This is a genomic window from Quadrisphaera sp. GCM10027208, from assembly GCF_042658805.1.
Classification (GTDB): Bacteria; Actinomycetota; Actinomycetes; order Actinomycetales; family SCSIO-59966; genus SCSIO-59966.
In genome coordinates, this window is sequence record NZ_JBHSRC010000003.1 from 348,437 (window position 1) to 373,556 (window position 25,120).

At 74.7% G+C, this 25,120-nt stretch carries 26 protein-coding genes and 2 tRNA genes; 8 read left to right on the forward strand and 20 right to left on the reverse strand.

Annotation, left to right across the window (positions count from 1 at the left end; all coding sequences use genetic code 11):
• The 5 genes from ACFP6A_RS07075 to ACFP6A_RS07095 all read right to left on the reverse strand — a co-directional run bounded on the left by ACFP6A_RS07075 (position 1) and on the right by ACFP6A_RS07095 (position 5,706).
• Entirely contained in the window at positions 1–618 is a 618-nt protein-coding gene (locus ACFP6A_RS07075) for a YceD family protein (protein ID WP_379602908.1), read from the reverse strand.
• Positions 619–696: 78 nt separating this feature from the next.
• Complete coding sequence (gene coaD, locus ACFP6A_RS07080) at positions 697–1,173, reverse strand: pantetheine-phosphate adenylyltransferase (protein ID WP_379602665.1); 477 nt, start codon at positions 1,171–1,173, stop codon at positions 697–699.
• 10 nt (positions 1,174–1,183) lie between these two features.
• Complete coding sequence (rsmD, locus tag ACFP6A_RS07085; protein ID WP_379602667.1) at positions 1,184–1,753, reverse strand: 16S rRNA (guanine(966)-N(2))-methyltransferase RsmD; 570 nt, start codon at positions 1,751–1,753, stop codon at positions 1,184–1,186.
• Positions 1,750–3,960, reverse strand: coding sequence for an ATP-dependent DNA helicase RecG (gene recG / locus ACFP6A_RS07090; RefSeq protein WP_379602669.1), 2,211 nt, complete (start codon positions 3,958–3,960; stop codon positions 1,750–1,752). Before recG ends, rsmD begins: the two co-directional genes overlap by 4 nt.
• A 63-nt stretch (positions 3,961–4,023) precedes the next feature.
• The gene (locus ACFP6A_RS07095) at positions 4,024–5,706 is read right to left on the reverse strand and encodes a DAK2 domain-containing protein (protein ID WP_379602671.1); all 1,683 of its coding nucleotides are present in this window, start codon (positions 5,704–5,706) and stop codon (positions 4,024–4,026) included.
• A 222-nt stretch (positions 5,707–5,928) separates the two neighbouring features.
• Here ACFP6A_RS07095 and rpmB point away from each other — a divergent pair, with 222 nt between their 5' ends.
• The gene (rpmB, locus tag ACFP6A_RS07100; RefSeq protein WP_379602673.1) at positions 5,929–6,114 is read left to right on the forward strand and encodes a 50S ribosomal protein L28; all 186 of its coding nucleotides are present in this window, start codon (positions 5,929–5,931) and stop codon (positions 6,112–6,114) included.
• 550 nt (positions 6,115–6,664) lie between these two features.
• Here the strand turns inward: rpmB and ACFP6A_RS07105 are convergent.
• A complete protein-coding gene (locus ACFP6A_RS07105; protein WP_379602675.1) occupies positions 6,665–7,675 on the reverse strand; it encodes a thiamine-phosphate kinase in 1,011 nt (336 codons plus the stop codon).
• A gap of 97 nt (positions 7,676–7,772) precedes the next feature.
• Between ACFP6A_RS07105 and ACFP6A_RS07110 the strand changes: the two genes are divergently transcribed.
• Entirely contained in the window at positions 7,773–8,006 is a 234-nt protein-coding gene (locus ACFP6A_RS07110; RefSeq protein ID WP_379602910.1) for an Lrp/AsnC family transcriptional regulator, read from the forward strand.
• Complete coding sequence (locus ACFP6A_RS07115) at positions 7,985–8,446, forward strand: DUF3515 family protein (protein WP_379602677.1); 462 nt, start codon at positions 7,985–7,987, stop codon at positions 8,444–8,446. Before ACFP6A_RS07110 ends, ACFP6A_RS07115 begins: the two co-directional genes overlap by 22 nt.
• Positions 8,447–8,486: 40 nt before the next feature.
• Here the strand turns inward: ACFP6A_RS07115 and ACFP6A_RS07120 are convergent, their stop codons facing one another.
• Positions 8,487–9,629 carry a D-alanine--D-alanine ligase family protein gene (locus ACFP6A_RS07120; protein WP_379602679.1) on the reverse strand — a complete coding sequence of 381 codons (1,143 nt, stop codon included), beginning with the start codon at positions 9,627–9,629 and terminating at the stop codon, positions 8,487–8,489.
• Between the two features lie 42 nt (positions 9,630–9,671).
• Between ACFP6A_RS07120 and ACFP6A_RS07125 the strand changes: the two genes are divergently transcribed.
• Positions 9,672–10,772 (forward strand): trans-sulfuration enzyme family protein, encoded by a 1,101-nt coding sequence (locus ACFP6A_RS07125; RefSeq protein WP_379602680.1) that lies wholly within the window; start codon positions 9,672–9,674, stop codon positions 10,770–10,772.
• Between the two features lie 23 nt (positions 10,773–10,795).
• Here the strand turns inward: ACFP6A_RS07125 and ACFP6A_RS07130 are convergent, their stop codons facing one another.
• Both ACFP6A_RS07130 and ACFP6A_RS07135 read right to left on the reverse strand, forming a co-directional pair.
• Positions 10,796–11,800, reverse strand: coding sequence for an NAD(P)H-dependent glycerol-3-phosphate dehydrogenase (locus ACFP6A_RS07130; RefSeq protein WP_379602681.1), 1,005 nt, complete (start codon positions 11,798–11,800; stop codon positions 10,796–10,798).
• Positions 11,797–12,540: a lysophospholipid acyltransferase family protein gene (locus tag ACFP6A_RS07135; protein ID WP_379602683.1), complete on the reverse strand. Its 744-nt coding sequence runs from the start codon at positions 12,538–12,540 to the stop codon at positions 11,797–11,799. The genes ACFP6A_RS07130 and ACFP6A_RS07135 overlap by 4 nt, the downstream gene beginning before the upstream one ends.
• A gap of 99 nt (positions 12,541–12,639) precedes the next feature.
• Between ACFP6A_RS07135 and cofC the strand changes: the two genes are divergently transcribed.
• Complete coding sequence (cofC, locus tag ACFP6A_RS07140; RefSeq protein ID WP_379602684.1) at positions 12,640–13,284, forward strand: 2-phospho-L-lactate guanylyltransferase; 645 nt, start codon at positions 12,640–12,642, stop codon at positions 13,282–13,284.
• Positions 13,285–13,297: 13 nt separating this feature from the next.
• Positions 13,298–13,507, forward strand: a complete 210-nt coding sequence (locus tag ACFP6A_RS07145) for a hypothetical protein (protein ID WP_379602686.1) — start codon at positions 13,298–13,300, stop codon at positions 13,505–13,507.
• On the opposite strand, the gene murA is transcribed toward ACFP6A_RS07145, so the two are convergent.
• From murA to leuC, 4 genes are all read right to left on the reverse strand, one after another.
• Positions 13,497–14,834, reverse strand: a complete 1,338-nt coding sequence (murA, locus tag ACFP6A_RS07150; RefSeq protein ID WP_379602688.1) for a UDP-N-acetylglucosamine 1-carboxyvinyltransferase — start codon at positions 14,832–14,834, stop codon at positions 13,497–13,499. The two genes, ACFP6A_RS07145 and murA, sit on opposite strands and share 11 nt — an antisense overlap.
• A gap of 161 nt (positions 14,835–14,995) precedes the next feature.
• Positions 14,996–15,727, reverse strand: a complete 732-nt coding sequence (locus tag ACFP6A_RS07155; protein ID WP_379602690.1) for an HU family DNA-binding protein — start codon at positions 15,725–15,727, stop codon at positions 14,996–14,998.
• Between the two features lie 255 nt (positions 15,728–15,982).
• A complete protein-coding gene (gene leuD / locus ACFP6A_RS07160; RefSeq protein WP_379602692.1) occupies positions 15,983–16,579 on the reverse strand; it encodes a 3-isopropylmalate dehydratase small subunit in 597 nt (198 codons plus the stop codon).
• A 10-nt stretch (positions 16,580–16,589) separates the two neighbouring features.
• Positions 16,590–18,017, reverse strand: coding sequence for a 3-isopropylmalate dehydratase large subunit (leuC, locus tag ACFP6A_RS07165; RefSeq protein ID WP_379602693.1), 1,428 nt, complete (start codon positions 18,015–18,017; stop codon positions 16,590–16,592).
• A gap of 71 nt (positions 18,018–18,088) precedes the next feature.
• On the opposite strand from leuC, the gene ACFP6A_RS07170 reads away from it, so the two are divergent.
• Positions 18,089–18,808, forward strand: coding sequence for an IclR family transcriptional regulator (locus tag ACFP6A_RS07170; RefSeq protein WP_379602694.1), 720 nt, complete (start codon positions 18,089–18,091; stop codon positions 18,806–18,808).
• 263 nt (positions 18,809–19,071) lie between these two features.
• On the opposite strand, the gene ACFP6A_RS07175 is transcribed toward ACFP6A_RS07170, so the two are convergent.
• The 6 genes from ACFP6A_RS07175 to ACFP6A_RS07200 all read right to left on the reverse strand — a co-directional run bounded on the left by ACFP6A_RS07175 (position 19,072) and on the right by ACFP6A_RS07200 (position 23,632).
• Positions 19,072–19,144, reverse strand: a tRNA-Glu gene (locus ACFP6A_RS07175).
• A 68-nt stretch (positions 19,145–19,212) separates the two neighbouring features.
• A tRNA-Gln gene (locus tag ACFP6A_RS07180) sits at positions 19,213–19,284 on the reverse strand.
• A gap of 50 nt (positions 19,285–19,334) precedes the next feature.
• Complete coding sequence (locus ACFP6A_RS07185; RefSeq protein WP_379602695.1) at positions 19,335–20,282, reverse strand: CPBP family intramembrane glutamic endopeptidase; 948 nt, start codon at positions 20,280–20,282, stop codon at positions 19,335–19,337.
• Entirely contained in the window at positions 20,279–21,799 is a 1,521-nt protein-coding gene (gene gltX, locus ACFP6A_RS07190; RefSeq protein ID WP_379602696.1) for a glutamate--tRNA ligase, read from the reverse strand. Before gltX ends, ACFP6A_RS07185 begins: the two co-directional genes overlap by 4 nt.
• 72 nt (positions 21,800–21,871) lie before the next feature.
• Complete coding sequence (locus ACFP6A_RS07195; protein WP_379602698.1) at positions 21,872–22,648, reverse strand: fumarylacetoacetate hydrolase family protein; 777 nt, start codon at positions 22,646–22,648, stop codon at positions 21,872–21,874.
• A gap of 45 nt (positions 22,649–22,693) precedes the next feature.
• Positions 22,694–23,632: an SGNH/GDSL hydrolase family protein gene (locus ACFP6A_RS07200; RefSeq protein ID WP_379602700.1), complete on the reverse strand. Its 939-nt coding sequence runs from the start codon at positions 23,630–23,632 to the stop codon at positions 22,694–22,696.
• A gap of 34 nt (positions 23,633–23,666) precedes the next feature.
• Between ACFP6A_RS07200 and ACFP6A_RS07205 the strand changes: the two genes are divergently transcribed.
• On the forward strand, positions 23,667–24,635 hold the full coding sequence (locus ACFP6A_RS07205; protein ID WP_379602701.1) for a 3-methyladenine DNA glycosylase: 969 nt from the start codon (positions 23,667–23,669) through the stop codon (positions 24,633–24,635).
• Here ACFP6A_RS07205 and ACFP6A_RS07210 read toward each other — a convergent pair.
• Entirely contained in the window at positions 24,563–25,111 is a 549-nt protein-coding gene (locus ACFP6A_RS07210) for a GNAT family N-acetyltransferase (RefSeq protein ID WP_379602703.1), read from the reverse strand. The genes ACFP6A_RS07205 and ACFP6A_RS07210 overlap by 73 nt on opposite strands.
• Positions 25,112–25,120: the final 9 nt, after the last annotated feature.

Here is a 25,120-nt window from a genome sequence, read left to right on the forward strand (position 1 = left end):
TCACTTCTCTCTCTCGTCGTTCGTCCGGGCCGGCTGCTCACCGGCCAGGCCCTGCAGCGCCGCCCACCGGGGGTCGACGACGTCGTGCTCGTGCCCCGGCTCGTCGGCGTACCGGGCACCGCACTGCGGGCACAGCCCCGGGCAGTCCGGGGAGCACACCGGCTGGAACGGCAGCGCAGGCACCACCGCGTCCCGGAGGGTGGGCTCGATGTCGAGGAGGTCGCCCTCGAGCTCGCGCACCTCGTCGTCCTCGTCGCCGTCCGGCGCCTTGCCCGGGTAGGCGAAGAGCTCCTGGACGTCGACCTCGACGTCCAGGCCGACGTCGTCCAGGCAGCGTACGCACTCGCCGGCGGCGCGTCCGCGTGCCGTGCCGGACACCAGGACACCCTCCATGACGGCCTCGAGCCGCAGGTCCAGCTCGAGGTCGCTGCCCTCGGGGACGCCGATCACGTCGGTCCCGAGGTCCGCCGGCGCCGGCACCGTGCGACGGACCGTGCGCATCGACCCCGGACGGCGACCGAGCTCGACGGTGTCGAGCACGAACGGCGATCTCGGGTCGAGGGCGGCCACGGTCTCCTCACAGGTGTCGGCTCCGGTCGCCCCGGCGGGGGCGCACATGACCCCGGCCCCGACGCGCACAGCGACGAGGCCGACGGGCAAGAGTATCCCAGCGTGCGGGACGGCCCCAAAACGCGGTCAGCCGCGGCGGGCGACGAGCCGGGCCCACACTCCAGGGGGGACCAGCTCGCTGACGTCGCCCCCGTGCCCGGCGACCTCCTTGACGAGGCTGGAGGAGACGTGCTCGAACCGGGGGTCCCCCGGCAGGAACACCGTCTCCAGCCCGGTGAGGTGCCGGTTCATCAGCGCCATCGGCAGCTCGTAGGCGAAGTCGGTGCCGCCCCGCAGCCCCTTGACGACCGCCGCGGCTCCGACCCGTCGGCAGTAGTCCACGAGCAGGCCCCCCTCGACGGCCTCGACCCGGACGCCGTCGACCCCCTCGAGCGCCTCGGTGAGCATCTCGACCCGCTCGGGCACCGCGAACATCCCCTGCTTGGCCGGGTTGGCGAGCACGGCGACGACGACCTCGTCGAAGAGCCGGGCGGCACGCCGGACGATGTCGACATGGCCGGCGGTGACCGGGTCGTAGGAGCCGGGGCACACGCAGCGGGTCACGGCCGTCACGCTACCGCGCCGCGGCGGCCGGCTCGGCGAACCACAACCGGGTCTCCCCGTAGCGGCGCTCGGCGTAGCGGGCCAGCCCGGCCGGCCACTGCGGCTCGGGGCTGCGGGTGCTGCGCTCGACGACGACGACGGCGCCGGCCGCCAGCCACTCACCCGTGACGAGCGCGTCGAGCACGGTCGCCAACGTGGTCTCGGGCAGGTCGTACGGGGGGTCGAGCAGGACGAGGTCGTAGGGCGCGTCGACGTCGCCGGCCAGGAACGTGGAGACCGCCTGGGCCCGCACCGACACGCCCTCCAGGCCCAGGGCCGCGACGTTACGGCGGCATGCCGCCGACGCCGCCGGCGCCGAGTCGACGAGGACGACGTGGGCGGCCCCGCGGCTGGCGGCCTCCAGGCCGAGGGCACCGGAGCCCGCGTACAGGTCCAGCACCCGGGCGCCGTCGAGGACGTCCTCGTGCTGCAGCCGCGAGAACAGGGCCTCCCGGACCCGGTCGGCGGTCGGCCGGGTCGCAGCGCCGCGGGGCACGGCGAGCCGCCGTCCCCTGGCGCGTCCCGCGACGATCCGGGTCATCCGCGCTCCAGGAACGCCTGCCGGTCCTCGCCGAGGACGGTCGCCAGGGCGGCCGCGAGCTCGGGGTAGCCGGTGAGCTCGGGGTCGGCGGCGACGATCTCGGCGGCGTCCTGGCGGGCCTGGGCGATGACCCCCTCGTCGCGGCGCAGCCGGAGCTTCCGCAGGGACGAGCGGCCACCGGACTGCGCGGCCCCGAGCACGTCACCCTCACGGCGCTGCTCGAGGTCGATCTCGCTGAGCCGGAAGCCGTCGGTGGTACCGGCCACGGCGTCGACGCGTGCGAGGGTCGCGGCCGGCGCCGGGCCGGTGACGAGCAGGCACAGGCCGGGGGCGCTGCCCCGACCCACCCGGCCACGCAGCTGGTGCAGCTGGGAGACGCCGAACCGGTCGGCGTCCAGCACGACCATGGTCGTGGCGTTCGGGACGTCGACGCCCACCTCGACGACCGTGGTCGCGACGAGCACGTCGACGTCGCCGGCCGCGAACGCCGCCATGACGGTGTCCTTCTCCTCCGCGCCGAGGCGGCCGTGCAGCACCTCGATCCGCAGCCCGGCCAGGTCCGGGTGGGCACGCAGGGCGGTGACGACGTCGAGGGCGGCGACCTCGGGGCGGCGGGCCGGGGCACCGGTACCCGGGCCGGCGCCGTCCTCCTCTGGGGGCGGCGCGTCGTCCGGGGCGTCCTCGCCCCCGATCCGCGGGCAGACCACGTACGCCTGGTGACCGGCGTCCACCTCTTCGCGCACCCGCTGCCACACCCGCCGCACCCACCGCTCGTTGGCGTCCTGGACGACGTGCGTGCGAATCGGCTGCCGGCCCCCCGGCAGCTCGGTCAGCGTCGAGAGCTCCAGGTCCCCGAAGACCGTCATCGCCACCGTGCGGGGGATCGGCGTCGCGGTCATCACGAGCACGTGCGGCGGCGCGCCGGCCTTGGCGCGCAGGGCGTCCCGCTGCTCCACCCCGAACCGGTGCTGCTCGTCGACGACGACGAGCCCGAGGTCGGCGAACTCGACGTGCTCCTGCAGGAGCGCGTGGGTGCCGACGACGATCCCGGCGGCACCGCCGGCGATGTCGAGCAGGGCGGCCCGCCGAGCAGCGGCCGGCATGGCGCCGGTGAGCAGGGCGACCCGGGTGGCGCGGTCGTGACCGCCGAGCATCCCGCCGGCGGCCAGGTCGCCGAGCATCGCGGTGATCGACCGCTGGTGCTGCACGGCGAGCACCTCGGTCGGGGCGAGCAGGGCGGCCTGCGCGCCGCCGTCGACGACCTGCAGCATGGCGCGTAGTGCGACGAGGGTCTTGCCGGAGCCGACCTCGCCCTGCAGCAGCCGGTGCATCGGGTGCGGGCGGGAGAGCTCGGCAGCAATCGTGTCGCCCACCCGGCTCTGACCGGCGGTCAGGGTGAAGGGCAGCCGGGCGTCGAAGGCCGCGAGCAGCCCGTCGTCGCGCGGCGGGTACGCCGAGGCGGGCAGGACGGCGGCGGCGGCCCGGCGCCGGGCCAGGGCCGTCTGCAGCAGGAACGCCTCCTCGTAGCGCAGCCGGCGCTCCCCTCGTTCGACCTGCTCGAGGTCGGTGGGTCGGTGGACCAGGTGGAACGCGTCGAGCAGGGACGGCAGCTGGTCCCGCTCACGCAGCGCGGCCGGCAGCGGGTCCGGGACGTCGTGCGGCTCCAGGGTGTCGAGCACGACGTGCACGGAGCGCTCGATGCTCCAGGTCTGCAGGCGTGCCGAGGCCGGGTAGATCGGCAGCGGCTGCCCGGCGAGGGCCTGCGCCTCGTCCTCGGCGAGCGCGCCGGGCAGCGGCTCGAAGTCCGGGTGGGTCAGCTGCAGCTGGTCCCGGTAGGACTCGACCTTGCCGGAGAACAGGGCGGTCGTCCCGGGCCGCAGCTTCGCGGTGAGCAGGTCGGCCATGTACTCGTGCCGGTAGAAGAACGTGAGGCGGACGCGGCCTCGGCCGTCGGTGACGACGGCCTCGCCGAGCCAGCCCGGTCGGTTGCGCATCCGACGGGTGGTGACGGAGACGACCTCGGCGACCACGGTGACGTGCTCCCCCTCCACCAGCGACCCCAGGTCGGTGAGCTCGCCGCGGTGGGCGTACCGACGCGGGTAGTGCCGCAGCAGGTCACCGACGGTGCGCAGCCCGAGCGCCGACTCCATCGCCTTCGCGGTCCGCGGCCCGAGCACCCGGGTGAGGGACTCCTCCATCCGCGACATGCGCTCAGCCTGTCACCCGGCACCCACGACGGAGCGGCGCACCCGCGGCCTGCCGGCGCCGGTTCACTCGACGCCGACGAGCAGCGGGTAGCGCTGCTGGCCGCCGTCGACGACCTGCACCTCGACGTCCGGGCGGTCCGCGCAGACGGCGCCCCGGACGGCGGGCACGAGGTCGTCCGGCGCACCGTCACCGGTGACCAGGGTGACGAGCTCGCCACCCCCGGACAGCAGCCGGCGCAGGACGTCGACGGCGACGGCCACCAGGTCCTCGCCGATCAGCGCGAAGTCGCCGTCCACGACGCCGAGCACGTCCCCTGGCCGGCACCGGCCTGCCGAGGTGATCGCCTCCCGGGCGGCCACGGTCACGGCGCCGTGCCGGGTCGCGGCGGCGGCGGCCGACATCGCCAGGACGTCCTCCTCGGGATCGCGACCCGGGTCGTGCACGGCGACCGCGGCCAGGCCCTGCACCTGGGTGCGGGTCGGCAGGACCACCGCCTGCACCCCCTGCGCCCGGGCCTGCTCGGCGGCCGCCTGCGCCACGGCGAGGGTGTCCGGGTCGTTGGGCAGGACGACGACCGTGCGGGCGCCGGCCGCGCGGACGGCCTCGAGGACCTCCGCGGTGGACACTCGGTGCCCGGCGGCAGGCCGGACGGCGAGCGCCCCGGCCTGCTCGAAGGCACCCGCCAAGCCCGGACCGGCGGCGAAGGCCACCACCGTGAGCGCCCTGGGCCGGACCGGGGAACGCGCCGCCACGCCGGCGGTCCGGCGCACCTGCTCGGCGAGGTGGGTGATCCGGACCTGCCGGGGACGCCCGGCGTCGATACCGACCTCGACCGCGGCCCCCGGGTCGTCGGTGTGCACGTGCACGTTCCACAGGCCGTGGCCACCGACGACGACGAGGGAGTCGCCAAGGGAGCGCAGCCGTTGGCGCAGAACCCTGATGGCTGCGTCGTCGGCCTCCAGGAGGTACATGACCTCGGAGCCGAAGGAGTCGTCGTCATCGTCATCGTCATCGTCATCGTTATCGTCGTCGTCCCGGGCGCGGGCACACCCCTGGGCCGCCTGCGAGGCCGCCGAGCCCGCCGGCACAACCACGGCCGGGGCCGGCAGCTCGCCAGGGCGTCCAGGGCGGCCCGCGACGACGTCCTGCAGGGCCTCGAGCAGGACGAGCAGTCCGGCACCGCCGGCGTCGACCACACCGGCGGCAGCGAGGACCGGCAGCTGCTCAGGAGTCCGGGCGAGCGCCGCCCGCGCGGCGTCGACGACCTCGGTCACGAGCTCGTCCAGGGTCCCGGCGCTGCCGGCGGCGGCGTCCGCGGCCGCCCTCGTCACCGACAGGATCGTCCCCTCGACCGGGTCCGCCACGGCGACCCACGCCTCGGCGTCCGCCCGGCGCAGAGCCCGGCGGACGACGTCCGGGCCTGCCTCGTCATGGCCGGCGAGCTCCTCCGCCCAGCCGTGCAGGAGCTGGGCGACGATGATCCCCGAGTTGCCGCGCGCCCCGAGCAGGCAGCCTCGGGCGTACGCCGCGCTGACCTCGCCGAGCGAGGCGCCGTCGTCCAGGGCGCGCACCTCGGCGAGACCCTGGACGACGGTGAGGTGCAGGTTGGTGCCGGTGTCGCCGTCCGGGACGGGGTAGACGTTGAGGGTGTCGATCTGCGCCCGCGTCGCCTCGAGTGCGCCGGCGGCGGCGGAGGCCCACCGCCGGGCGGCAGCGGCGTCGAGTACCGCCAGCGGTGCCGTCACGCGGGTCTCCCTCCTGCAGTCCGGGGCAGGATAACGACCGGGTCGGACGCCGCGAGCTGGTCGGTTCGGGCCAGCGGGTTTGGGACAGCGGACGACGCTCGGCTACCCTTGCGGGGTTGCCCGGCCACCCGGGTACGTCCGCGCGTCCGCCGCGCGGCGGACACACATCCGTGCACGACGCCACCACCGCCGGTGGCACCAAGACCTGTCAGGAGAGAACCCGTGGCTGCCAACTGCGACGTCTGCGGCAAGGGGCCGGGCTTCGGTCACAACATCTCGCACTCGCACCGTCGCACGAAGCGGCGCTGGAACCCGAACATCCAGCGGGTCCGCGCGATGGTCGGGTCCACCCCGAAGCGGCTCAACGTGTGCACCTCGTGCCTCAAGGCCGGCAAGGTCACCCGCTGACCCGCTCCCCCTCCTCACCCTGACCGGGCCTCACCCCCCCGCCCGGACCGGTCCTCACCCCCCACCCCCGTCGTGATCATGCAATCCCGCCACCCCACACGACCCCGTCGTGATCATGCAATCCCGCCACCCCAGCCCCTCCCGCCCCCGGCAGAGTGCTGGGTTGTAGGCCCGACACGCCGGCACAGCGGGGACGAATCCAGCATCGTGTAGCCGACCCCGGTCGTCGGGCGATGGGCAGCTGAGGCCGACCTTCATCGCCGCCAGGTGCGCCACTCGACGTGACGCCCCACGGCTGAAGGGACTGCATGAACGCCCCATCGCCGCTGGCGGCCACCTCGAGGGGCGAAGGCTGGTCCTGGTTGCCGTGTCAGCCCATGCCGGCGCCGGGCGCCTCCACCACAGAATGCTGCGCTCAGCACGGCTTGGCCGGCGTGTCGCGCCACCAACCCAGCATTCTGCGAGCCGGTGGGTGGCGGGATTGCATGATCACGAGGGGGTCGTGGCAGGGTGGCGGGATTGCATGATCACCGAGGGGGTGTTCGGCTGATCACCGCGGGGTGAAGTGGTCCCAGCCGGCAGCACCGTCGGGGGGCGGCGCGCCGTCGAGGAGCACCGACCCGGGCGGGGACGCCGCAACGACCCGGCCGACGACGTCGAAACCCGGTGGCAGCGCCGTCCCCGACGGGAAGCAGGCGGCCAGCGCGTGGTCCTCGCCCCCGGTGAGCACCGCCCGCAACGCCTCGGACCTCCCCCGCTGGGTCCCGCCGTCCGCACCGTCGTCCGCGAGCCGGGCCAGCGGTCCCACCAGGGGGTCGACGTGGACGGCCAGGTCGCTGCGGTCCAGGTCCACCCCGACCCCGGACGCCGCGGCGACCCGGGACAGGTCCAGCAGGAGACCGTCGGAGACGTCGATCATCGCGGTGGCCCCGGCCAGCGCGGCCGCCGGACCGGCGGCCAGCGGAGGCCGCGGTCGCAGGTGCGTGGCCACGAGGTCAGCGCCGTCCCCCGGGCGCCCGGAGCGGAGCAGGGCGAGACCGGCGGCGGACCGGCCCAGGGTCCCGGCCACGGCGACGACGTCCCCCGGCCGGGCGCCGTCCCGGCGGACGGGCGAGCGACCCTCCAGGTCTCCGAGCACGGTCACCGAGACGACCACCTGCGCCGCCGCGGACAGGTCCCCGCCGACGACGCCGACGCCGTGCGGGCCGCACGCGGCGGCGAGCCCCCGGGCGAGGTCCTCGGCCCAGGAGACCGGCAGGCGGCCCGGAGCGGCGAGTCCGACGACGAGGGCCGTCGGCACGGCTCCCATCGCCGCGACGTCGGCAAGGTTCTGCGCCGCGGCCTTCCACCCGACGTCGGCGCCGGTGGACCAGTCCCGGCGGAAGTCCTCCCCCTCGACCAGCACGTCGGTGCTGACGACGACCCGGCCGTCGGGCGCAGCGACGACCGCCGCGTCGTCGCCCGGTCCGAGCAGAGTGCTCTCCCCGGCGGGCAGCAGCGCCACGATCCGGCTGAGCACGCCCGCCTCGCCGAGGTCGTCCAGGCGCGGGCCGTCCTGCACGTGGGCCTCCGTCCTGCCGGTCAGCGCAGCGGACACGGTAGCGTGCGACCGCACCGGACCCGGTGACGAGACGAGCACGACCGAGGAGGACGCCGTGGTGGTTCAGGCCTACGTTCTGGTCCAGACCGAGGTGGGCAAGGCCGCCGAGGTGGCCGCGGAGATCGCCGGACTGCCCGGCGTGGTACTGGCCGAGGACGTGACCGGCCCGTACGACGTCATCGCCCGGGTGGAGGCCGCGACGGTGGACGAGCTCGGGCCGCTCGTGATGTCGAAGATCCAGGGCGTCAAGGGCATCACCCGCACCGTCACGTGCACCGTCGTCCACGCCTGAGCCTCGCCGCGGGGGCGCTGGCGACGCTCGTGACGCTCGCGGGCTGCGCTTCAGCGGTCCCGGTGGAGGCGGCTCCCGAGGCCGCCGACCCGCTGTGCGCCGAGGTCATGGTGTCACTGCGCTCCGGAGGCCTGGACGAGCTCGCCGACCGCCCCCGCCGGGACACGACCGCCCAGTCGACCGCGGCCTGGGGCGACCCCCCGGTGCTGCTGCGCTGCGGCGTGCCGACCCCCGGGCCCACGACCGACGCGTGCGTGCGCGTGGACGGCGTGGACTGGGTGCTCGACGACTCCGGTGAGCGCCCGGTGTTCACGACCTACGGCCGCGTGCCCGCCGTCGAGGTGTCGTTCCCGCCGGAGGACACCTCCGGCTCCGAGGCCGTGCTCGTCCAGCTGGGACCGCTCGTCGAGCAGCTCCCCCAGGTGCGCGAGTGCCTGTGACCCGCCCCTGAGCCGGCCGTGAGCCCGGCCGGGCGGCGTTCTAGCGCAGACCGGTGGGACGGCGCAGGGCCAGGGTGAGTAGGCGGTCCACGAGTCCGCGGTAGTCCAGTCCGGTGGCCTGCCACATCCGCGGGAACATCGACACCGGCGTGAACCCGGGCATGGTGTTGATCTCGTTGACGACGAGCCGGCCGTCCGCGGTGAGGAACAGGTCCACCCGCGCCAGCCCCTCGCACCCCATCGCGGTGAACGCCCGGACGGCGAGCTCGCGGACGGCGTCCGAGGTGCCCGGGGGCAGGTCGGCCGGGCAGTCCAGCCGGACGGCGCCGTCCTCGGCCAGGTACTTGGCGTCGAAGTCGTAGAACTCGTGCCGCTCACTGGTGACGACGATCTCTCCGGGCAGGGACGCCTCCGGCGGTCCGCCGTCCGGGTCCTCCAGGACGCCGCACTCGATCTCGCGGGCCTGCAGGCCTGCCTCGACGACGACCTTGGGGTCGTGCTCGGAGGCCGCGGCGACCGCGGCGTCCAGTCCCTCCGGGCCGGCCACCCGGGTGATGCCGATCGAGGAGCCGGCGCGGGCCGGCTTGACGAACACGGGGTAGCCGAGTGCGTCGACCCGCGCCCGGCAGGCAGCCCGGTCGGCCTCCCACTGCCCCGGCAGGAGCACCGTGTGCGCGCCGACCGGCAGCCCCGAGCCGGCGAGCACGAGCTTCATGTAGTGCTTGTCCATGCTCAGCGCCGACGACAGCACACCGGACCCCACGTACCGGACGTCGCCGAGCTCGAGCAGGCCCTGCACCGTGCCGTCCTCCCCGTACGGGCCGTGCAGCAGGGGCAGGACGACGTCGACGGCGCCCAGTGCGCGCGGCACCTCGCCGGGTTCCAGGACGACGAGCTCGCGCTGTCCGGTGGACAGCGGGACGACGACGTCCCCACCCTCCGCGGGCACCTCGGGCAGCCGCCCGCCGGTGATCTCCCAGCGGGCGGGGTCGTCGGCGGCGAGCACCCACCGGCCGGTCCGGGTGACCCCGATCGGGACGACGTCCCACCGGGTCCGGTCGATCGCTCGCAGGACGCCGGCAGCCGTGACACAGCTGATCGCGTGCTCGGAGGAGCGGCCACCGAAGACCACGGCGACCCGGGCACGGCGACCGGCAGGGCCGGGGGTGGCGGAGGCGCTCATCGGAGCCGGACCCTATCGGTCCGCGGCACTACGCTCCGGCAGGTGGATCCCCGCTGGAGCCCGGCCACCCGGGCCGTCGTCGCCGGTCGCCCACCGCGGCGACCGGACGCCCCCCTGACCTCCCCACCGGTGCTGTCCTCGACGTTCGTCGCCTCCGAGGACCCGGCTGCGCGGGGCTACGGCCGGTACGCCAACCCGACCTGGGAGGACTTCGAGTCGGCGCTCGGCGGCCTCGAGGGCGGCGCCGCGGTGACGTTCGCCTCGGGGATGGCCGCCGTGAGCGCAGTCGTGGAGGTCGCGCTGGCGCGCCGCCGCACCGCCGGTGAGGCCGCGCCGGCCGTCGTCGTGCCCACTGCCGCCTACAACACCACCCTGGCGCTGCTCGACGAGCTCGCCGCCGCCGACCGCCTCACCGTGCGCCGGGTCGACGTCACGGACGCCGAGGCGGTCACCGCGGCCCTGGACGGCGCGACCCTGCTGTGGCTGGAGTCACCGACGAACCCGATGCTCGAGGTCGCTGACGTGGCGGCCTGCTGCGCCGCGGCGACACGACACGGGGCGACCGCGGTCGTCGACAGCACCTTCGCCACCCCGCTGCGGCAGCTGCCCCTCACCCTCGGCGCAGACGTCGTCGTGCACTCGGCGACGAAGCTGCTCGCCGGTCACTCCGACGTCCTGCTCGGCGCCGCGGTGACCGCCGACCCGGACCTGGCGGCCGCCCTGCGCCGGCACCGGACCCTGCACGGCGCCGTCCCCGGACCCTGGGAGGTGTGGCTGGCGCTGCGCGGCCTGCGTACGGTCCACCTGAGAGTGGACCGCGCCGAGGCCAGCGCCCGAGAGCTGGCCGAGCGCCTGCGCGGCCACCGGGCCGTGGAGCGGGTCCGGTACCCCGGCTGGGGCACGATGGTCTCGGTCGAGGTCCGTGGCGGCGCACAGGCCGCCGACCGGGTCGTCGCGGGCGTCGCGCTCTGGGTGCCCGCCACGAGTCTGGGCGGTGTGGAGTCGACGCTGGAGCGCCGCCGTCGGCACGCCGCCGAGCCACCCGTCGTCCCGGAGTCCCTGGTCCGCCTGTCCGTCGGTGTCGAGGACGTCGAGGACCTGTGGGCCGACCTGCGAGCGGCTCTCGACGACGCCGCCGGCTGAGGGCGGCCCGCCGGCTGAGGGCCTCAGTCCAGCTCGTGCTTGCGGGCCCGGGACAGCAGGGCCCCGGCCATGTCCTGCACCGGCATCCCGGAGTGGAGCACCCGGACGACGAGCTCGACGATGGGCACCTCGACACCGGCGGAGCGGGCCAGGTCGAGGACGGACCGGCAGGAGTTCACGCCCTCGGCGGTCTGCCGGGTGCCGGCCAGGACCTCCTCGACGGACCGTCCGCGGCCGAGGTTCACCCCGACCGTCCGGTTGCGGGACAGCGGTGACGCACACGTCGCGACGAGGTCCCCCAGGCCGGCCAGGCCGGCGAACGTGGCCGGGTCGGCGCCGAGCGCGGCACCGAGCCGGGCGGTCTCGGCCAGTCCGCGGGTGATGATCGACGCCTTGGTGTTGTCCCCGTACCCGAGCCCCTCGGCGATCCCGACCGCCAGCGCGATGACGTTCTTCACCGCCCCGCCCAGCTCCACCCCGACGACGTCGGTCTGGGTGTAGGGGCGGAAGTACGGCGCCGAGCACGCCTGTGCCACCCGGTCGGCCGCGGCGTGGTCGGTGCAGGCGACGACCGTCGCGGTCGGCTGGTGGGCTGCGATCTCAGCGGCCAGGTTGGGCCCGGAGACGACGACGACGCGCTCGGCGGGGACGGCGGCGACCTCGTGGACGACCTCGCTCATCCTCAGGTGGGTGCCGAGCTCGACGCCCTTCATGAGGCTGACGACGAGCGCGTCCTCGGCGATGAGGTCCTTCCACGCGCCGAGGTGCTCCCGCAGGGACTGCGACGGTACGGCGAGGACGACGATGTCGGCGTCCGCGAGGGCCTGCGCGGGGTCGGTGCCGGCGCTGATCGTCGCGGGCAGCTCGACCCCGGGCAGGTAGTCACCGTTGCGGTGGCGCCGGGTGATGTCCTGGCAGACCTCGGGACGCCGTCCCCACATCCGGACCTGGCAGCCGGCGTCGGCGAGGACCATCGCGAACGTCGTCCCCCAGCTGCCGGTGCCCAGGACCGCGGCGCGGGTCGTCATCGCCGGCGCCTCCTCGGGTTGCCGGTGCGCGGCGCCCGGTGCTGGCGGGGGTCCCAGCGGCGGGGCGGGGCCTGCTCGCCGCGGATCTGCTCGAGCAGCCCGACGATCGCCGCGGTGATGGCGTCCGTCGCCTCCCGCAGCGTCGTCCGGTCCAGGGGCCGCCCCTGCCACTGGCTGAGGTCGACCGGCGGACCGGCCCAGACGTGGACCGTGCGGCGGGGCCACAGCCGCGGCCGGCGCCCGTACGGCGGCAGGATCTCCTGGGGGCCCCACTGGGCGACCGGGACCACCGGGCAGCCGGTGGTCAGGGCGAGCCGGGCGGCCCCGGTCTTGCCGACCATCGGCCACAGGTCCGGGTCACGGGTCAGCGTCGCGTCGGGGTAGATCCCCACGCACTCTCCGGCCCGGACGGCGTCCACGGCCGCCGACAGCGCCCGGGCGGCGTCCGCGCTCTCCCGGTAGACGGGGATCTGGCGGGCGCCGCGGACGACGAGACCGGCCACCGGGATGCGGAACACCGACTCCTTGGCCAGGAAGCGCACCGGGTAGCCGTTGTCCCACAGGAACAGCCCGAGCGTGAACGGGTCGACGTGCGAGATGTGGTTCGACACGACGACGAAGCCGCCCTCGGCCGGCAGGTGCTGCGTCCCCCGCCAGTCCCGGCGGGTGAGGGCCATCAGCAGCGGCCGGACGATCGCGACGGCGACCAGGAACCCACCACCTGCTGTGCGCCTGGGCACCCGGGTCCTCCTGGGGTCGCTGCTGTCTGCGGTCGGACGGCGGCCCGGCGGCTGGCCGGGCCGGCCGCCCATCCTGGCACGCGTGCGACGATCTCCGGCGTGCGCACCCCGTCGACCCGCTGGCGCGTCGTGCTCCCGGTCAAGGGCGGCCGGACGGCGAAGTCGCGGCTCGCCAGGGACGCCGCGGCACGGCGGCAGCTGGCGGAGGCGGTCGCCCTGGACACTCTGGCAGCCGTCCTGGCGTGTCCCGCGGTGGACGACGTCGTCGTCGTGACCGGCGACGCCCGGGCGGCGGCCGCGGTCACCGCAGCCGGGGCACGCGTGGTCGACGAGTCCGTCCCGGGCGCGGGCCTGGACGCCGCGGTGCGAGACGGTCTGGCCGTCCTGCCGGACGCACCGGTCGCCGTCCTGCTCGCCGACGTGCCCGCGCTGCGTCCCGCGGACCTGTCCTCCGCGCTGGAGGGTGCCGCAGGGCTGCTCGCCGCCGGTGCGCCGTCCGTCGTCGTCCCGGACGCCGAGGGCACCGGCACGGTGCTCCTCGCGGCGCCCGGGTCGCGCGGCCTGCGGACGGCGTTCGGTCCGGGCTCGGCCGCCGCGCACGAGGCGCTCGGCGCCGTCCGGTTCGAACCGGACCTGCCCCGCCTGCGCCGCGACGTCGACACCCCCGCCGACCTCGAGCAGGCGCTCGCCCTGGGAGTGGGACCGCGCACCGCTGAGCTGTCCGTGGGCCGGCAGCCGGCCTGACTAGGCTGTCGGCGTGCAAGCGACGGTGCTGCGCTACGACCGCGATGACGGTACCGGTGCGTGCGTCCTCGACGACGGCGTGGAGCTCGACCTCGCACCGGGGGCGCTCGACGGCAGCGGGCTGCGCCACCTGCGGCCCGGGCAGCGGGTCACGGTGACGGTGAGCGGCCCGGTCGGCGCACGGCGCGTCGACAGCGTCCGGATCCTCGGGGTCACCCCGTGAGGACCGGCGCCTCCTCGTAGCTGAAGTCCGCGCCGAGCGCGGTCAGCTTGGCCGAGAAGTGCTCGTAGCCGCGGTCGATGATGTCGATGCCGTGCACCCGGGAGGTGCCCTCGGCGGCGAGTGCGGCGATGAGGTGGCTGAACCCGCCGCGCAGGTCCGGGACGACGATGTCGGCGCCCCGCAGCGGCGTCGGGCCGGAGATGACCGCGGAGTGCCGGAAGTCCTGACTGCCGAAGCGGCAGGGCGCCGACCCGAGGCACTCGCGGTAGACCTGGATGGTGGCGCCCATCCGCTGCAGCGCCTCGACGAAGCCGAACCGGTTCTCGTACACGGTCTCGTGCACGATCGACAGCCCGCTGGCCTGGGTGAGGGCGACGACGAGCGGCTGCTGCCAGTCGGTCATGAACCCCGGGTGGACGTCGGTCTCCAGGGCGATCGAGTTGAGCCGGCCGCCGGGGTGGAAGAAGCGGATCCCGTCGTCGTCGATGTCGAAGGCGCCGCCGACCTTCCGGAAGACGTTGAGGAACGTGAGCATCGGCTGCTGCTGCGCGCCGACGACGTGCACGTCGCCACCGGTGGCCAGCGCCGCGCAGGCCCACGACGCCGCCTCGATCCGGTCGGGCAGGGCGCGGTGGGTGTACCCGGTGAGCCGGTCCACGCCCTCGATCCGGATCACCCGGTCGGTGCCGACGCTGATGACCGCGCCCATCTTCTGCAGCACGGCGATGAGGTCGGCGATCTCGGGCTCGATGGCGGCGTTGCGCAGCTCGGTGACTCCCTGCGCCCGGACCGCGGTGAGCAGGACCTGCTCGGTCGCCCCCACGCTGGGGTAGGGCAGCTCGAGGCGGGTGCCGCGCAGCGGTCGGGGTGCGCTGATCCAGATGCCCTGGGTGCGCTTCTCCACGACGGCACCGAACTGCCGCAGGACGTCGAGGTGGTAGTTGATCGGCCGGTCACCGATGCGGCACCCGCCGAGGTCGGGGATGTGCGCCTCACCGAGGCGGTGCAGGAGCGGGCCGCAGAACAGCACCGGGATCCGACTGGCCCCGGCGTGCGCGTCGATGTCCGCGACGTGGGCCTGCTCGACGTTGGCCGGGTCGAGGAGGAGCTCACCGTCCTCGTCGCCGACCGAGACGTCGACGCCGTGCAGCTGGAGCAGACCCGTGACGACGGACACGTCGCGGATCGCCGGCACGTTGCGCAACCGGCTCGGCGTGTCCCCGAGCAGGCTGGCGACCATCGCCTTGGAGACGAAGTTCTTCGCGCCACGGACCTGGATGCTGCCGGTCAGCGGACGACCGCCGTCAACGGTCAGGACGGTGCTCATAGGTTCCCATCATCGGGTGCTGCGAGGACCCCGGCACGGCCGCCGGAGCACCTCCATCTTGCCCCACCCGGGGACGGGACGCCGCGCCGGCGGCTCGGGTGCCGGCGCGACCCGGGGCCGGTCCTCCGCGGAGAGGACCGCCCCGGTCGGCAACGCGGTGGTCAGGACCGGCTGGTCGTCGTCCGCGCAGTGGAGCGCGCCGTCGTCTTCTTCGCGGCGGTCGTCTTCTTGGCCGCCGTCGTCTTCTTGGCAGCCGTCGTCTTCTTCGCGGCCGTCGTCTTCTTGGCGGCCGTCGTCTTCTTCGCCGGCGTGCTCTTCTTCGCGGCCGGCGTCCTGGCTGCCGTCGCGGTCTTCTTCGCCGCCGTCTTCTTCGTCGCTGTGGCCTTCGTCGCTGTGGTCTTCGTCGCCGTGGTCTTCTTCGCCGGTGTCGTCTTGCTCGCCGTCGTCGACCTGCTCGCGGGAGTGGCCTTCGTGGCGGCGGTCCTCGTCGCCGGGGTCCGCGAGGTCGTGCTCCTCGCCGCCGTACCGGAGGACGGCGTCGCCGACGTCGTCGCGGCCCCACGGGTGGTCGCGGCCTTCGCCGTCCCGGCCGCTGCCCGTGCCTGCTTCGGCAGCGTGCTCGGCTTGGCGACGAATCCCTTGAACGCCGAGCCGGCCTTGAAGCGGGGCACCGACGTCTTCTTGATCCGCACGGTCTCACCGGTGCGCGGGTTGCGACCGGTGCGGGCTGCACGGGCAGCGCGCTCGAAGGTGCCGAAGCCGCTGATCGCGACCCGCTCGCCCTTCGCGACGTTCCGCACGATGGTGTCGATGACGGCGTCCACGGCCTCGGCCGCGGCCTTCCTGCTGCCCAGTCGCGCCTCGAGGGCCTCGACCAGCTGTCCCTTGTTCACTGCTTCCCCTCCGATGAACGCGGCAGGGCGGGCGCCCGGCTCGAGGGGGACGCTACGACGTCGCGGTGATCTTCGCCACCACATCCGGCCGAGGAACCTGTTGTGTCGCAACGCCTCGACAGGAAGCCGGCGAAGACGTCACCGGGCGGCAGGGCCTGCTCCGTCGCCGCTCCGCCGCCAGTGCCGCCGCGAAAGACCTTGTGACGCAGCGGTTTTCGTCCAGACGTCGACCGCGGCGCAGCTCCGCCGCCGAGCTCAGCGAGCCGGCAGCGTCGTCGGCAGCCAGGCCGGCCGGGACCGCTCGAACGCCTCGACGTCGTCGGCGTGCCGCAACGTCAGCGCGATGTCGTCGAGGCCCTCCATCAGCCGCCAGCGGGTGTAGTCGTCGACGTGCATCGGCGCGACGACGTCCTCGCAGCGCACGAGGCGCTCCCGCAGGTCGACGGTGACCTCGGTGCCAGGGTGGTTCTCCAGCACCTTCCAGATCAGCTCGATGTCGGACTGCGCCAACCGACCGGCCACCAGTCCTTGCTTACCCGCGTTGCCGCGGAAGATGTCGGCGAACCGTGAGGACAGCACGGCCCGGACGCCGTAGTCCTTGAGTGCCCACACCGCGTGCTCCCGGGACGAGCCGGTGCCGAAGTCCGGACCGGCGACGAGGACGGAGCCGCCGCGGTAGGCGGGGTGGTTGAGGACGAACTCCGGGTCGGACCGCCACGCGGCGAACAGCCCGTCCTCGAAGCCGGTACGGGTCACCCGCTTGAGGTAGACGGCCGGGATGATCTGGTCGGTGTCGACGTTGCTGCGGCGCAGCGGGATCCCGACGCCGGTGTGGGTGGTGATCGGTTCCATCTCGGTCTCCTCAGGCGTCGACGGTCTCGCGCAGGGGTGCCAGGTCGGCGGGCGAGCTCAACGTGCCCCGGACGGCGGTGGCGGCGGCGACGAGCGGGCTGACAAGGTGGGTCCGACCGCCCTTGCCCTGCCGGCCCTCGAAGTTGCGGTTGGACGTCGAGGCGGCTCGCTCACCCGGTTGGAGCTGGTCGGGGTTCATCCCCAGGCACATCGAGCAGCCGGCGTGCCGCCACTCCGCGCCGAAGTCGGTGAACACGGCGTCGAGGCCCTCGGCCTCCGCCTGCAGACGCACCCGCGCCGACCCAGGGACCACGAGCACCCGGACGCCGTCGGCCTTGCGACGGCCGCGGACGACGTCCGCGGCCGCGCGCAGGTCCTCGATCCGGCCGTTGGTGCACGAGCCGATGAAGACCGTGTCGACGGCCACCTCGCGCAGCGGCGTCCCCGGCCGCAGGCCCATGTACTCCAGGGCGCGCTCGGCGGCCGCCCGCTCGTCGGGGTCGGTGAAGTCCTCCGGCGCGGGCACCGAGGCCGACAGCGGCAGTCCCTGACCCGGGTTGGTGCCCCAGGTGACGAACGGGGCAATCTCATCGGCGTGCAGGACGACCTCGGCGTCGAAGACCGCGTCCGGGTCGGTCCGCAGCGTGCGCCACGTCTGGACCGCCTCGTTCCACTGCTCCCCCTGGGGCGCGTGCGGCCGCCCCCGCAGGTACTCGAACGTCGTCTCGTCGGGGGCGATCATCCCGGCGCGGGCGCCGGCCTCGATGGACATGTTGCAGATCGTCATCCGGGCCTCCATCGACAGGCGGCGGATCGCCTCGCCGCGGTACTCCAGGACGTAGCCCTGGCCACCGCCGGTCCCGATCCGCGCGATGACGGCGAGGATGACGTCCTTCGCCGTGACGCCGTCCGCGAGCTCGCCCTCGATGGTGACGGCCATCGTGCGGAACGGCACGAGCGGCAGCGTCTGGGTCGCCAGGACGTGCTCGACCTCCGAGGTCCCGATCCCGAACGCCAGCGCACCGAACGCGCCGTGGGTCGAGGTGTGCGAGTCACCGCAGACCACCGTCATCCCGGGCTGGGTGAGCCCGAGCTGGGGACCGACGACGTGCACGATGCCCTGCTCGGCGTCGCCGAGCGGGTGGAGCCGGACGCCGAACTCCGCGCAGTTGCGGCGCAGCGTCTCGACCTGGGTCCGGCTCGTCGCGTCGGCGATCGGCAGGTCGATGGCCTGGGTCGGGACGTTGTGGTCCTCGGTGGCGATGGTGAGGTCGGGCCGGCGGACCTGACGGCCGGCCAGGCGCAGCCCGTCGAACGCCTGCGGGCTCGTCACCTCGTGGACGAGGTGGAGGTCGATGTACAGCAGGTCGGGTTCGCCCGGCTCCCCGCGGCGGACGACGTGCGCGTCCCACACCTTCTCGGCCAGCGTGCGACCCATGGCGGTCCCTCCGGACGTGTCGAGCTCGTGTCCCGCTTGCGTCTCAGGCAGCGAGACGGCAGTATCGGCTTATGGACAAGAGTAGCGGAGTCGGCGTCCTGGACAAGGCCGCCGTGGTCCTCTCCGCCCTGGAGGCCGGCCCGTCCACCCTCGCCCAGCTGGTGGCCGCGACCGGCCTGGCCCGGCCGACCGCGCACCGGCTCGCGGTGGCGCTCGAGCACCACCGTCTGGTCGCCCGGGACCTGCAGGGCCGGTTCGTCCTCGGTCCCCGGCTGTCGGAGCTGGCAGCAGCCGCCGGGGAGGACCGGCTGCTCGCGGCCGCCGGCCCGGTGCTGACCGCGCTGCGGGACCACACCGGTGAGAGCGCACAGCTGTTCCGCCGCCAGGGCGACGTCCGGCTGTGTGTGGCCGCGGCGGAGCGCCCCTCGGGTCTACGGGACTCCATCCCGGTCGGCTCCACGCTGACCATGCAGGCCGGATCCGCCGCCCAGGTGCTGCTGGCCTGGGAGGAGCCGGACCGGCTCCACCGCGGACTACGCGACGCCCGGTTCACCGCGACGGTACTGTCCGGCGTCCGCCGTCGCGGCTGGGCGCAGAGCGTCGGCGAGCGCGAGCCGGGGGTCGCGTCGGTGTCCGCGCCGGTCCGCGGTCCGTCCGGCCGGGTCGTGGCCGCCGTGTCGATCTCGGGGCCGATCCAGCGGCTCACCCGCCAGCCGGGCCGCCAGCACGCCGCGGCGGTGGTCTCGGCGGCCAACCGGCTCACCGAGGTGCTGCGCCGCTCCGGCACCTGACGTCGTGGCAGCCCACGTCGGTCAGCCGCCTCGACCACACGATCTCGACCACACAATGCTGTGCTCGACACGGTCTGGGCGTGTCGCGCCTCCAAGCCAGCACTCTGCGGGCTGGACCCGTGGGCTGGGCCAGTGACTGGTGGGTGGCGGGACTGCATGATCACGAAGAGGGGTCTCGGGTGATCGGCGACGTCTCATCGGATGTCTCATCGGATGGGGACGACGAAGCCCGGCGCACCTGGTGGTGCACCGGGCTTTCGACGTAGCCCCGACGGGATTCGAACCCGCGCTACCGCCTTGAGAGGGCGGCGTGCTAGGCCGCTACACAACGGGGCCGTGCGCTGCTCCGGGCGAGCCGGAGCGAAGGGACTCTAGCCGGTGAGGGCGGGGAGTCCCAACTCGCGCTGGGGTACCAGGACTCGAACCTAGACTAACTGAACCAGAATCAGTCGTGCTGCCAATTACACCATACCCCAAGGGGTATTCCACCGGGTGCTGCGCGCCGGCGTCCTACCGCCGCAGGACTCTACCCGAGGGGTCGGGAGGGGGCCAAAACGCCCGCTGCCGGTGGCGGCGGCACGAGCAGCCGTCGCACCCCGGCCCACCGGGCTGCCAGCGTCAGCGCCACCCCGGTGACGGCCATCACGGCGAGGTCGAGCAGGACCGGCAGCGCGGGCGCCGAGGTCACCGACAGGGCGTCCGCGAGCCCGCCGGTGAGGACCGTCGGCACGAGCACGACGACGTTGTTGACGGCGTGCACGGCGATCGCCGCCTCGAGCCCACCGGTCCGCCACACCAGGTAGGAGCCCAGCAGGCCGAAGGCGAGCCGGTCGGTGAACAGCCAGGCGTTCTGGGCGCCGTGCGCCAGGGCGAACAGCGAGGCGCTGACGAGGGCCGCGACCACCGCCGAGACGACCGGCCCGCGCAACCACGACCCGACCGCCTGGGTGAGCCAGCCCCGGAACAGGTACTCCTCCCCCGCGGCCTGCAACGGCGTGGTGAGCAGCACGACGGCCAGCAGCAGGACGACGTCCTCGCCGCCCCGCCCCGAGGGCACGCCTCCGACGCCCCACAGCACCGCCGTGCCGCCGACGAGCACGACCGCCGACACCGCGGCGCAGACGAGCAGCCACCGCCACCGCAGCCTGCCCTCGACGGAGGACAGGAAGCCGGGTCGCCAGCCGTGACCGGCGAGCACGGCGAGGGCGGAGACCGGGATGAGCGCCGCGAGCCCGAGGTTGGTGACGAGCAGCACCCACCACTCGTCGAGGGCGTCCGCGGGGTCCTCGAGCCGGACGGCGCCGACGGCGGTGGCGACCACCGTCACCACCAGCGTGCCGAGCAGGACGGCGGCCAGCCCTGCCAGGACGACGCCGAGACCGAGCAGCGGGCGCCACCAGCGGTGAGCCGGTCCCCGCAGCACCTGGTGGTACGGCCGCGGCGACCAGGCGTCCGGCGGGCCCGGTGGCGTCACAGCCGCTCGCGCAGCGCGGCGATCCGGCGCAGGCTGGGGTCGCGGCCGAGGATCTCCATGGACTCGAACAGCGGCGGCGACACCCGGCGACCGGTGACGGCCGCCCGGACCGGGGCGAAGGCGAACTTGGGCTTGACGCCGAGCCGGTCCACGAGCGCCTCCCGCAGCGCCGCCTCGATGGTGGCCGCCCGCCAGTCCGTGACCGGTTCGAGGGCCTCGATGGCCGCCGCGAGCACCTGCGGCGCCTCCGGACGCAGCGCGGCCAGCGCGTCGTCCTCGACGACGTGCTCGGCGTCGTCCCGCAGCAGGAACCCCAGCATCCCCGGCGCCTCACCGAGCAGCGTCATCCGCTCCTGGACCAGTGGGGTGGCGGCGTCCAGGACGGCGAGCTGGTCGGCGGTGGGCTGCTCGCCGAGCAGTCCGGCCGCGCGCAGGTACGGCACGAGCCGGTCGCGCAGCTCACGGGCCGGCAGGCGGCGGACGTGGGCGGCGTTGATCGCCTCGGCCTTGCGGACGTCGAACCGCGCCGGGTTGGGGTTGACCGCGGTCACGTCGAAGGCGGCCACCATCTCCTCGGCGGTGAACACGTCCCGGTCCGGGGCGATCGCCCAGCCGAGCAGGGCAAGGTAGTTGAGCATCCCCTCGGGCAGGAACCCGCGGTCGCGGTGGTGGAACAGGTTGGACTCGGGGTCGCGCTTGGACAGCTTGCGGTTGCCCTCCCCCAGGACGTACGGCAGGTGGCCGAACTGCGGTACGCGGTCGGTCAGCCCGATGTCCTGCAGCGCCTGGTACAGCGCGATCTGCCGAGGGGTCGAGGAGAGCAGGTCCTCGCCGCGCAGCACGTGGGTGATGCCCATGAGGGCGTCGTCGACCGGGTTGACCAGGGTGTACAGCGGCTGGCCGTTGGCGCGCGCGACGACGAAGTCCGGGATGCTGCCGGCGGGGAACCGGACCTCCCCGCGGACGAGGTCGTGGACCACGACGTCCTGGTCGGGCATCCGCAGCCGCAGCACCGGGGTGCGGCCCTCGGCCCGCAGCGCGGCCCGCTGCTCGACGGTGAGGTCGCGGTCGTGGTTGTCGTAGCCGAGCTTGGGGTCACGGCGGGCGGCGAGGTGCCGGCGCTCGACCTCCTCCGGGGTGGAGAAGGACTCGTAGACGTGGCCGCCCTCGACGAGCCGGGCCAGGACGTCCGCGTAGATCTCCCCGCGCTGCGACTGCCGGTACGGCGCGTGCGGGCCGCCGACCTCGACGCCCTCGTCCCAGTCCAGGCCGAGCCAGCGCATCGCGTCGAGCAGCTGGTGGTAGCTCTCCTCGCTGTCGCGGGCGGCGTCGGTGTCCTCGATGCGGAAGACCAGCCGGCCGCCGGTGTGGCGGGCGTAGGCCCAGTTGAACAGGGCCGTGCGCAGCAGGCCGACGTGCGGCGTCCCGGTCGGGGAGGGGCAGAAGCGCACCCGGACGGCGCTCGCGCCCGCCCCGGCGGCCAGGTCCGGCGACGGGGTCTGGTCTTCGGAGGTCACGGAGGACGAGCCTATCGGCGGGTCCGTGGGCTGCTCACCGGCCAAGTCACCCGGGCGAGTCACCCGGGCGAGTCAGCGGCGCACGACCGGGTTGGCGAGCACGCCGATCCCCTCGATCTCCACCTCGACGCGCTGGCCGGCGTCCATGGGGCCCACGCCGGCCGGCGTCCCGGTGAGCAGGACGTCCCCGGGCAGCAGGGTGAACGCCCGGCTGACGTACGAGACGAGCTCGGGGACGCCGAAGACCATGTCGCTGGTCCGCCCGTCCTGGACGGTGCGGCCGTCCAGCCGGGTGGTCACCCGCAGGTCGCCGGGGTCGAGGTCGGTGACGATCCACGGCCCGATCGGGCACGAGGTGTCGAACCCCTTGGCGCGGGCCCACTGCCCGTCGGTGCGCTGCACGTCCCGGGCCGTGACGTCGTTGGCGCAGGTGTAGCCGAGCACGACGTCGGGAACCCGTTCGAGCGGGACGTCCTTGCAGATCCTGCCGATGACGACGGCCAGCTCGCCCTCGTAGTGCACCTCAGCGGAGAACGGCGGGAGCACGATCGGGTCGTCCGGTCCGACGACGGCCGTGTTCGGGGCGAGGAAGACCAGCGGCTCCGCGGGCGGCTCCCCGCCCATCTCGGCAGCGTGGTCGGCGTAGTTCTTGCCGATGCCGACGACCTTGCTGCGCGGGATCGTCGGGGCCAGCAGCCGGACGTCCTCGAGCTGCACCGTCTCACCGGTCGGCTGGAGCGGGGCGTACAGGGGGTCGCCGGTGACGACGTGGAGCACCTCCTGCCCGGGAGCACCCTCGACGACCCCGAAGCGGGGGTCCTCACCGTCGGTGAACCTCGCGATGCGCACCCGGCGACCCTACCGGCGGCCACCGGGGTCCCCCCGGCGGGCAGGTCAGCGGACGGCGAGCACCTGCTCGGCCATGACCCGGTACCCGGCGTCGGTGGCGTGGATGTCGGGCGGGTCGGCGCACATCCACGTCAGTGAGCAGATCGGCCCCACCGGCGGCTCGCCGTCGTCCCCCGCGGTGAACGCGGCACCGACCGGCGCGACGACGGCTCCGGCGTCCCGGGCGACGTCCGCCACGAGCTCGTTCAGCGCCGTGTGCACCTCGTCGGCGCGGGTCGCGAACTCGGCCAGCCCGGGGCCGAGCAGGGCGGCCACGGCGTAGGGGTTGTAGTAGTCCAGGACGACGACCCGGGCCTGCGGTGCGGCGTCCCGGACCCCGGCGAGCACCTCGGCCAGCCCCTGCCGGACGGCGTCCAGACCGGCCGCCGCGCAGGCCTCGTCGACCTCGGCGGACGGACCGGTGGGCCCGCCCACGTCCAACCGGGCGCAGCGCTGGACGTCGTTGGCGCCGAGCTGGACGGTGACGAGCGCCCCCGCGCCGCCGTCGGGCAGTGCCCGCAGCGCCGCGTCCGCCGCGGCGGCCTGGCTGCCGGCCGGGTAGTCGCACGTGCCGCCGGCCAGGAAGGTGCCGACGGTCTCCCCCGGGCAGGCGAGGTTGGTCAGCGCCGGCGGCTCCCCCGCGGCCTCGCCGAGCGCGTCCCGCAGGACGCCGGCGTACCCGCCGTCGGGGTCGGTACGGTCCCCCGGCAGCGTCGGCTGGTAGCCGGCGGCCAGCGAGTCGCCGAGGACGACGAGATCGGTGACCGGGGAGCCGTCCGGGGTGGTCGCCGGCGGAGCGGGCGTCGTGGCGGCCGGCGCGGGCCCGGCCTGGCCGTCGTCCCCGGCGCCGTCGCGCCCGCCGAGGCCGACGACCGCGGCCACGGCGGTCAGGAGGAGGACGAGGAGCACGGCGCCGAGCACGGCGGTCACGGTGCGGCGTCGCATCCGGCCACTGTAGGCGGCGGCCTACCCTGGTCCGGTGACCGTGCTGCCGCCGCAGGTGTGGACGGCGCGGCAGGCGGCCCACGAGGACCGCGCCGACCGGCTGACCGCCGCCCACCGTGCCCGGGCCGCCGGCGGCGTCCGGCACCCGGTCGAGGACTTCCTGTTCACGTACTACTCCCTGCGGCCCGGCCGGCTACGGCGCTGGCACCCGGGCGTCGGCGTCACGCTGGCCGACGTGCCCGCCGACGACGCCCGGCGGGGCTGGCGCTGGTACGCCGCCGGGTCCGGCGGGGACCTGCACGTCGACGTGGCGGCCCTGCTCGCCGACCAGGGCCGGGTCGTGCGCGCCACCGCGGCCCTGCTGCGGGCCACCGCGTCCCGCCCGCCGCACCTCGGCTGCTTCGGCCTGCACGAGTGGGCGATGGTCTACCGGCGCCCGGCCGACGCCGTCCGGCACGCGGACTGGCCGCTGCGCCTGGGCAGCCGGGGCACCGACGAGGTCGTCGAGTCCCACCGCCTGCGGTGCAGCCATGTCGACGCGTTCCGGTTCTTCACCGACGACGCCGTGCCCCGCAACGAGCTGCGGCCCACCCGGGCCACGCAGGTGGACCTGGAGCAGCCCGGCTGCCTGCACGCCACCATGGACCTCTACAAGGCGGCGTTCCGGCTCGGGCCCGCCGTCCCCGGCGAGCTGCTGCTCGACTGCCTCGAGCTGGCCCGGGACGTCCGCACCCTCGACATGCGCGCCTCGCCCTACGACCTGTCCGCGCTGGGGTACTCCCCGGTCGCGATCGAGACCCCGCAGGGCAAGGCGGAGTACGTCCGGGCCCAGCGGGCGTTCGCCGACCGGGCGGCTCCGCTGCGCGCGGCGCTGCTCGCCGTCTGCGACACCGTGCTCGCCGGCGAGGGGGCGCCGGAGCGCGGTGCGAGTCAGAGCGCGAGGTCCTCCCAGACGAAGGTCGTCGTCGTGCCGGTGAGCCAGTCGCGGCGCAGGATGCCGTAAGCGACCGAGGCAACGGGCTCTGCGCCCTCGACAGGCCAGCCGTCCCGGTAGTGCGCCTCCTTCACCCAGCCGCACCGCAGGAACGTCCTGCGCATCGCCACGTTGTCCTCGCGGGTCTGGCCCTCGAAGCGGTTGACGTCCGGCATCGTGCCGAACACCAGGTCGGTCGCCGCTCGTAAGGCCTGGGCGCCAAGCCCCCGACCGCGGAACGGTCCGTCGAGCCGCAGGTCGAGCAGCGGAGCGGAGTCGGTGAGGTCCTCAAGACGCAGAAAGCCGATCCGGCCCATGTGCGGGTGCTCGATCCAGTACGAGTCGTTGTCGTCGCTGCGGAACACCCCCTCGCAGATCGCCCGTTCGACGTCCTCGACCGAGAGCCGCGGGCGAACGTGGAAGGGAAAGACGTTGCGGGTCATGAAGTCGACGAGAGCGGCCCGGTCGTCGCCGGCGGGATCGAGGCGGTGGAGCGAGAGCACCATCGGGGCACC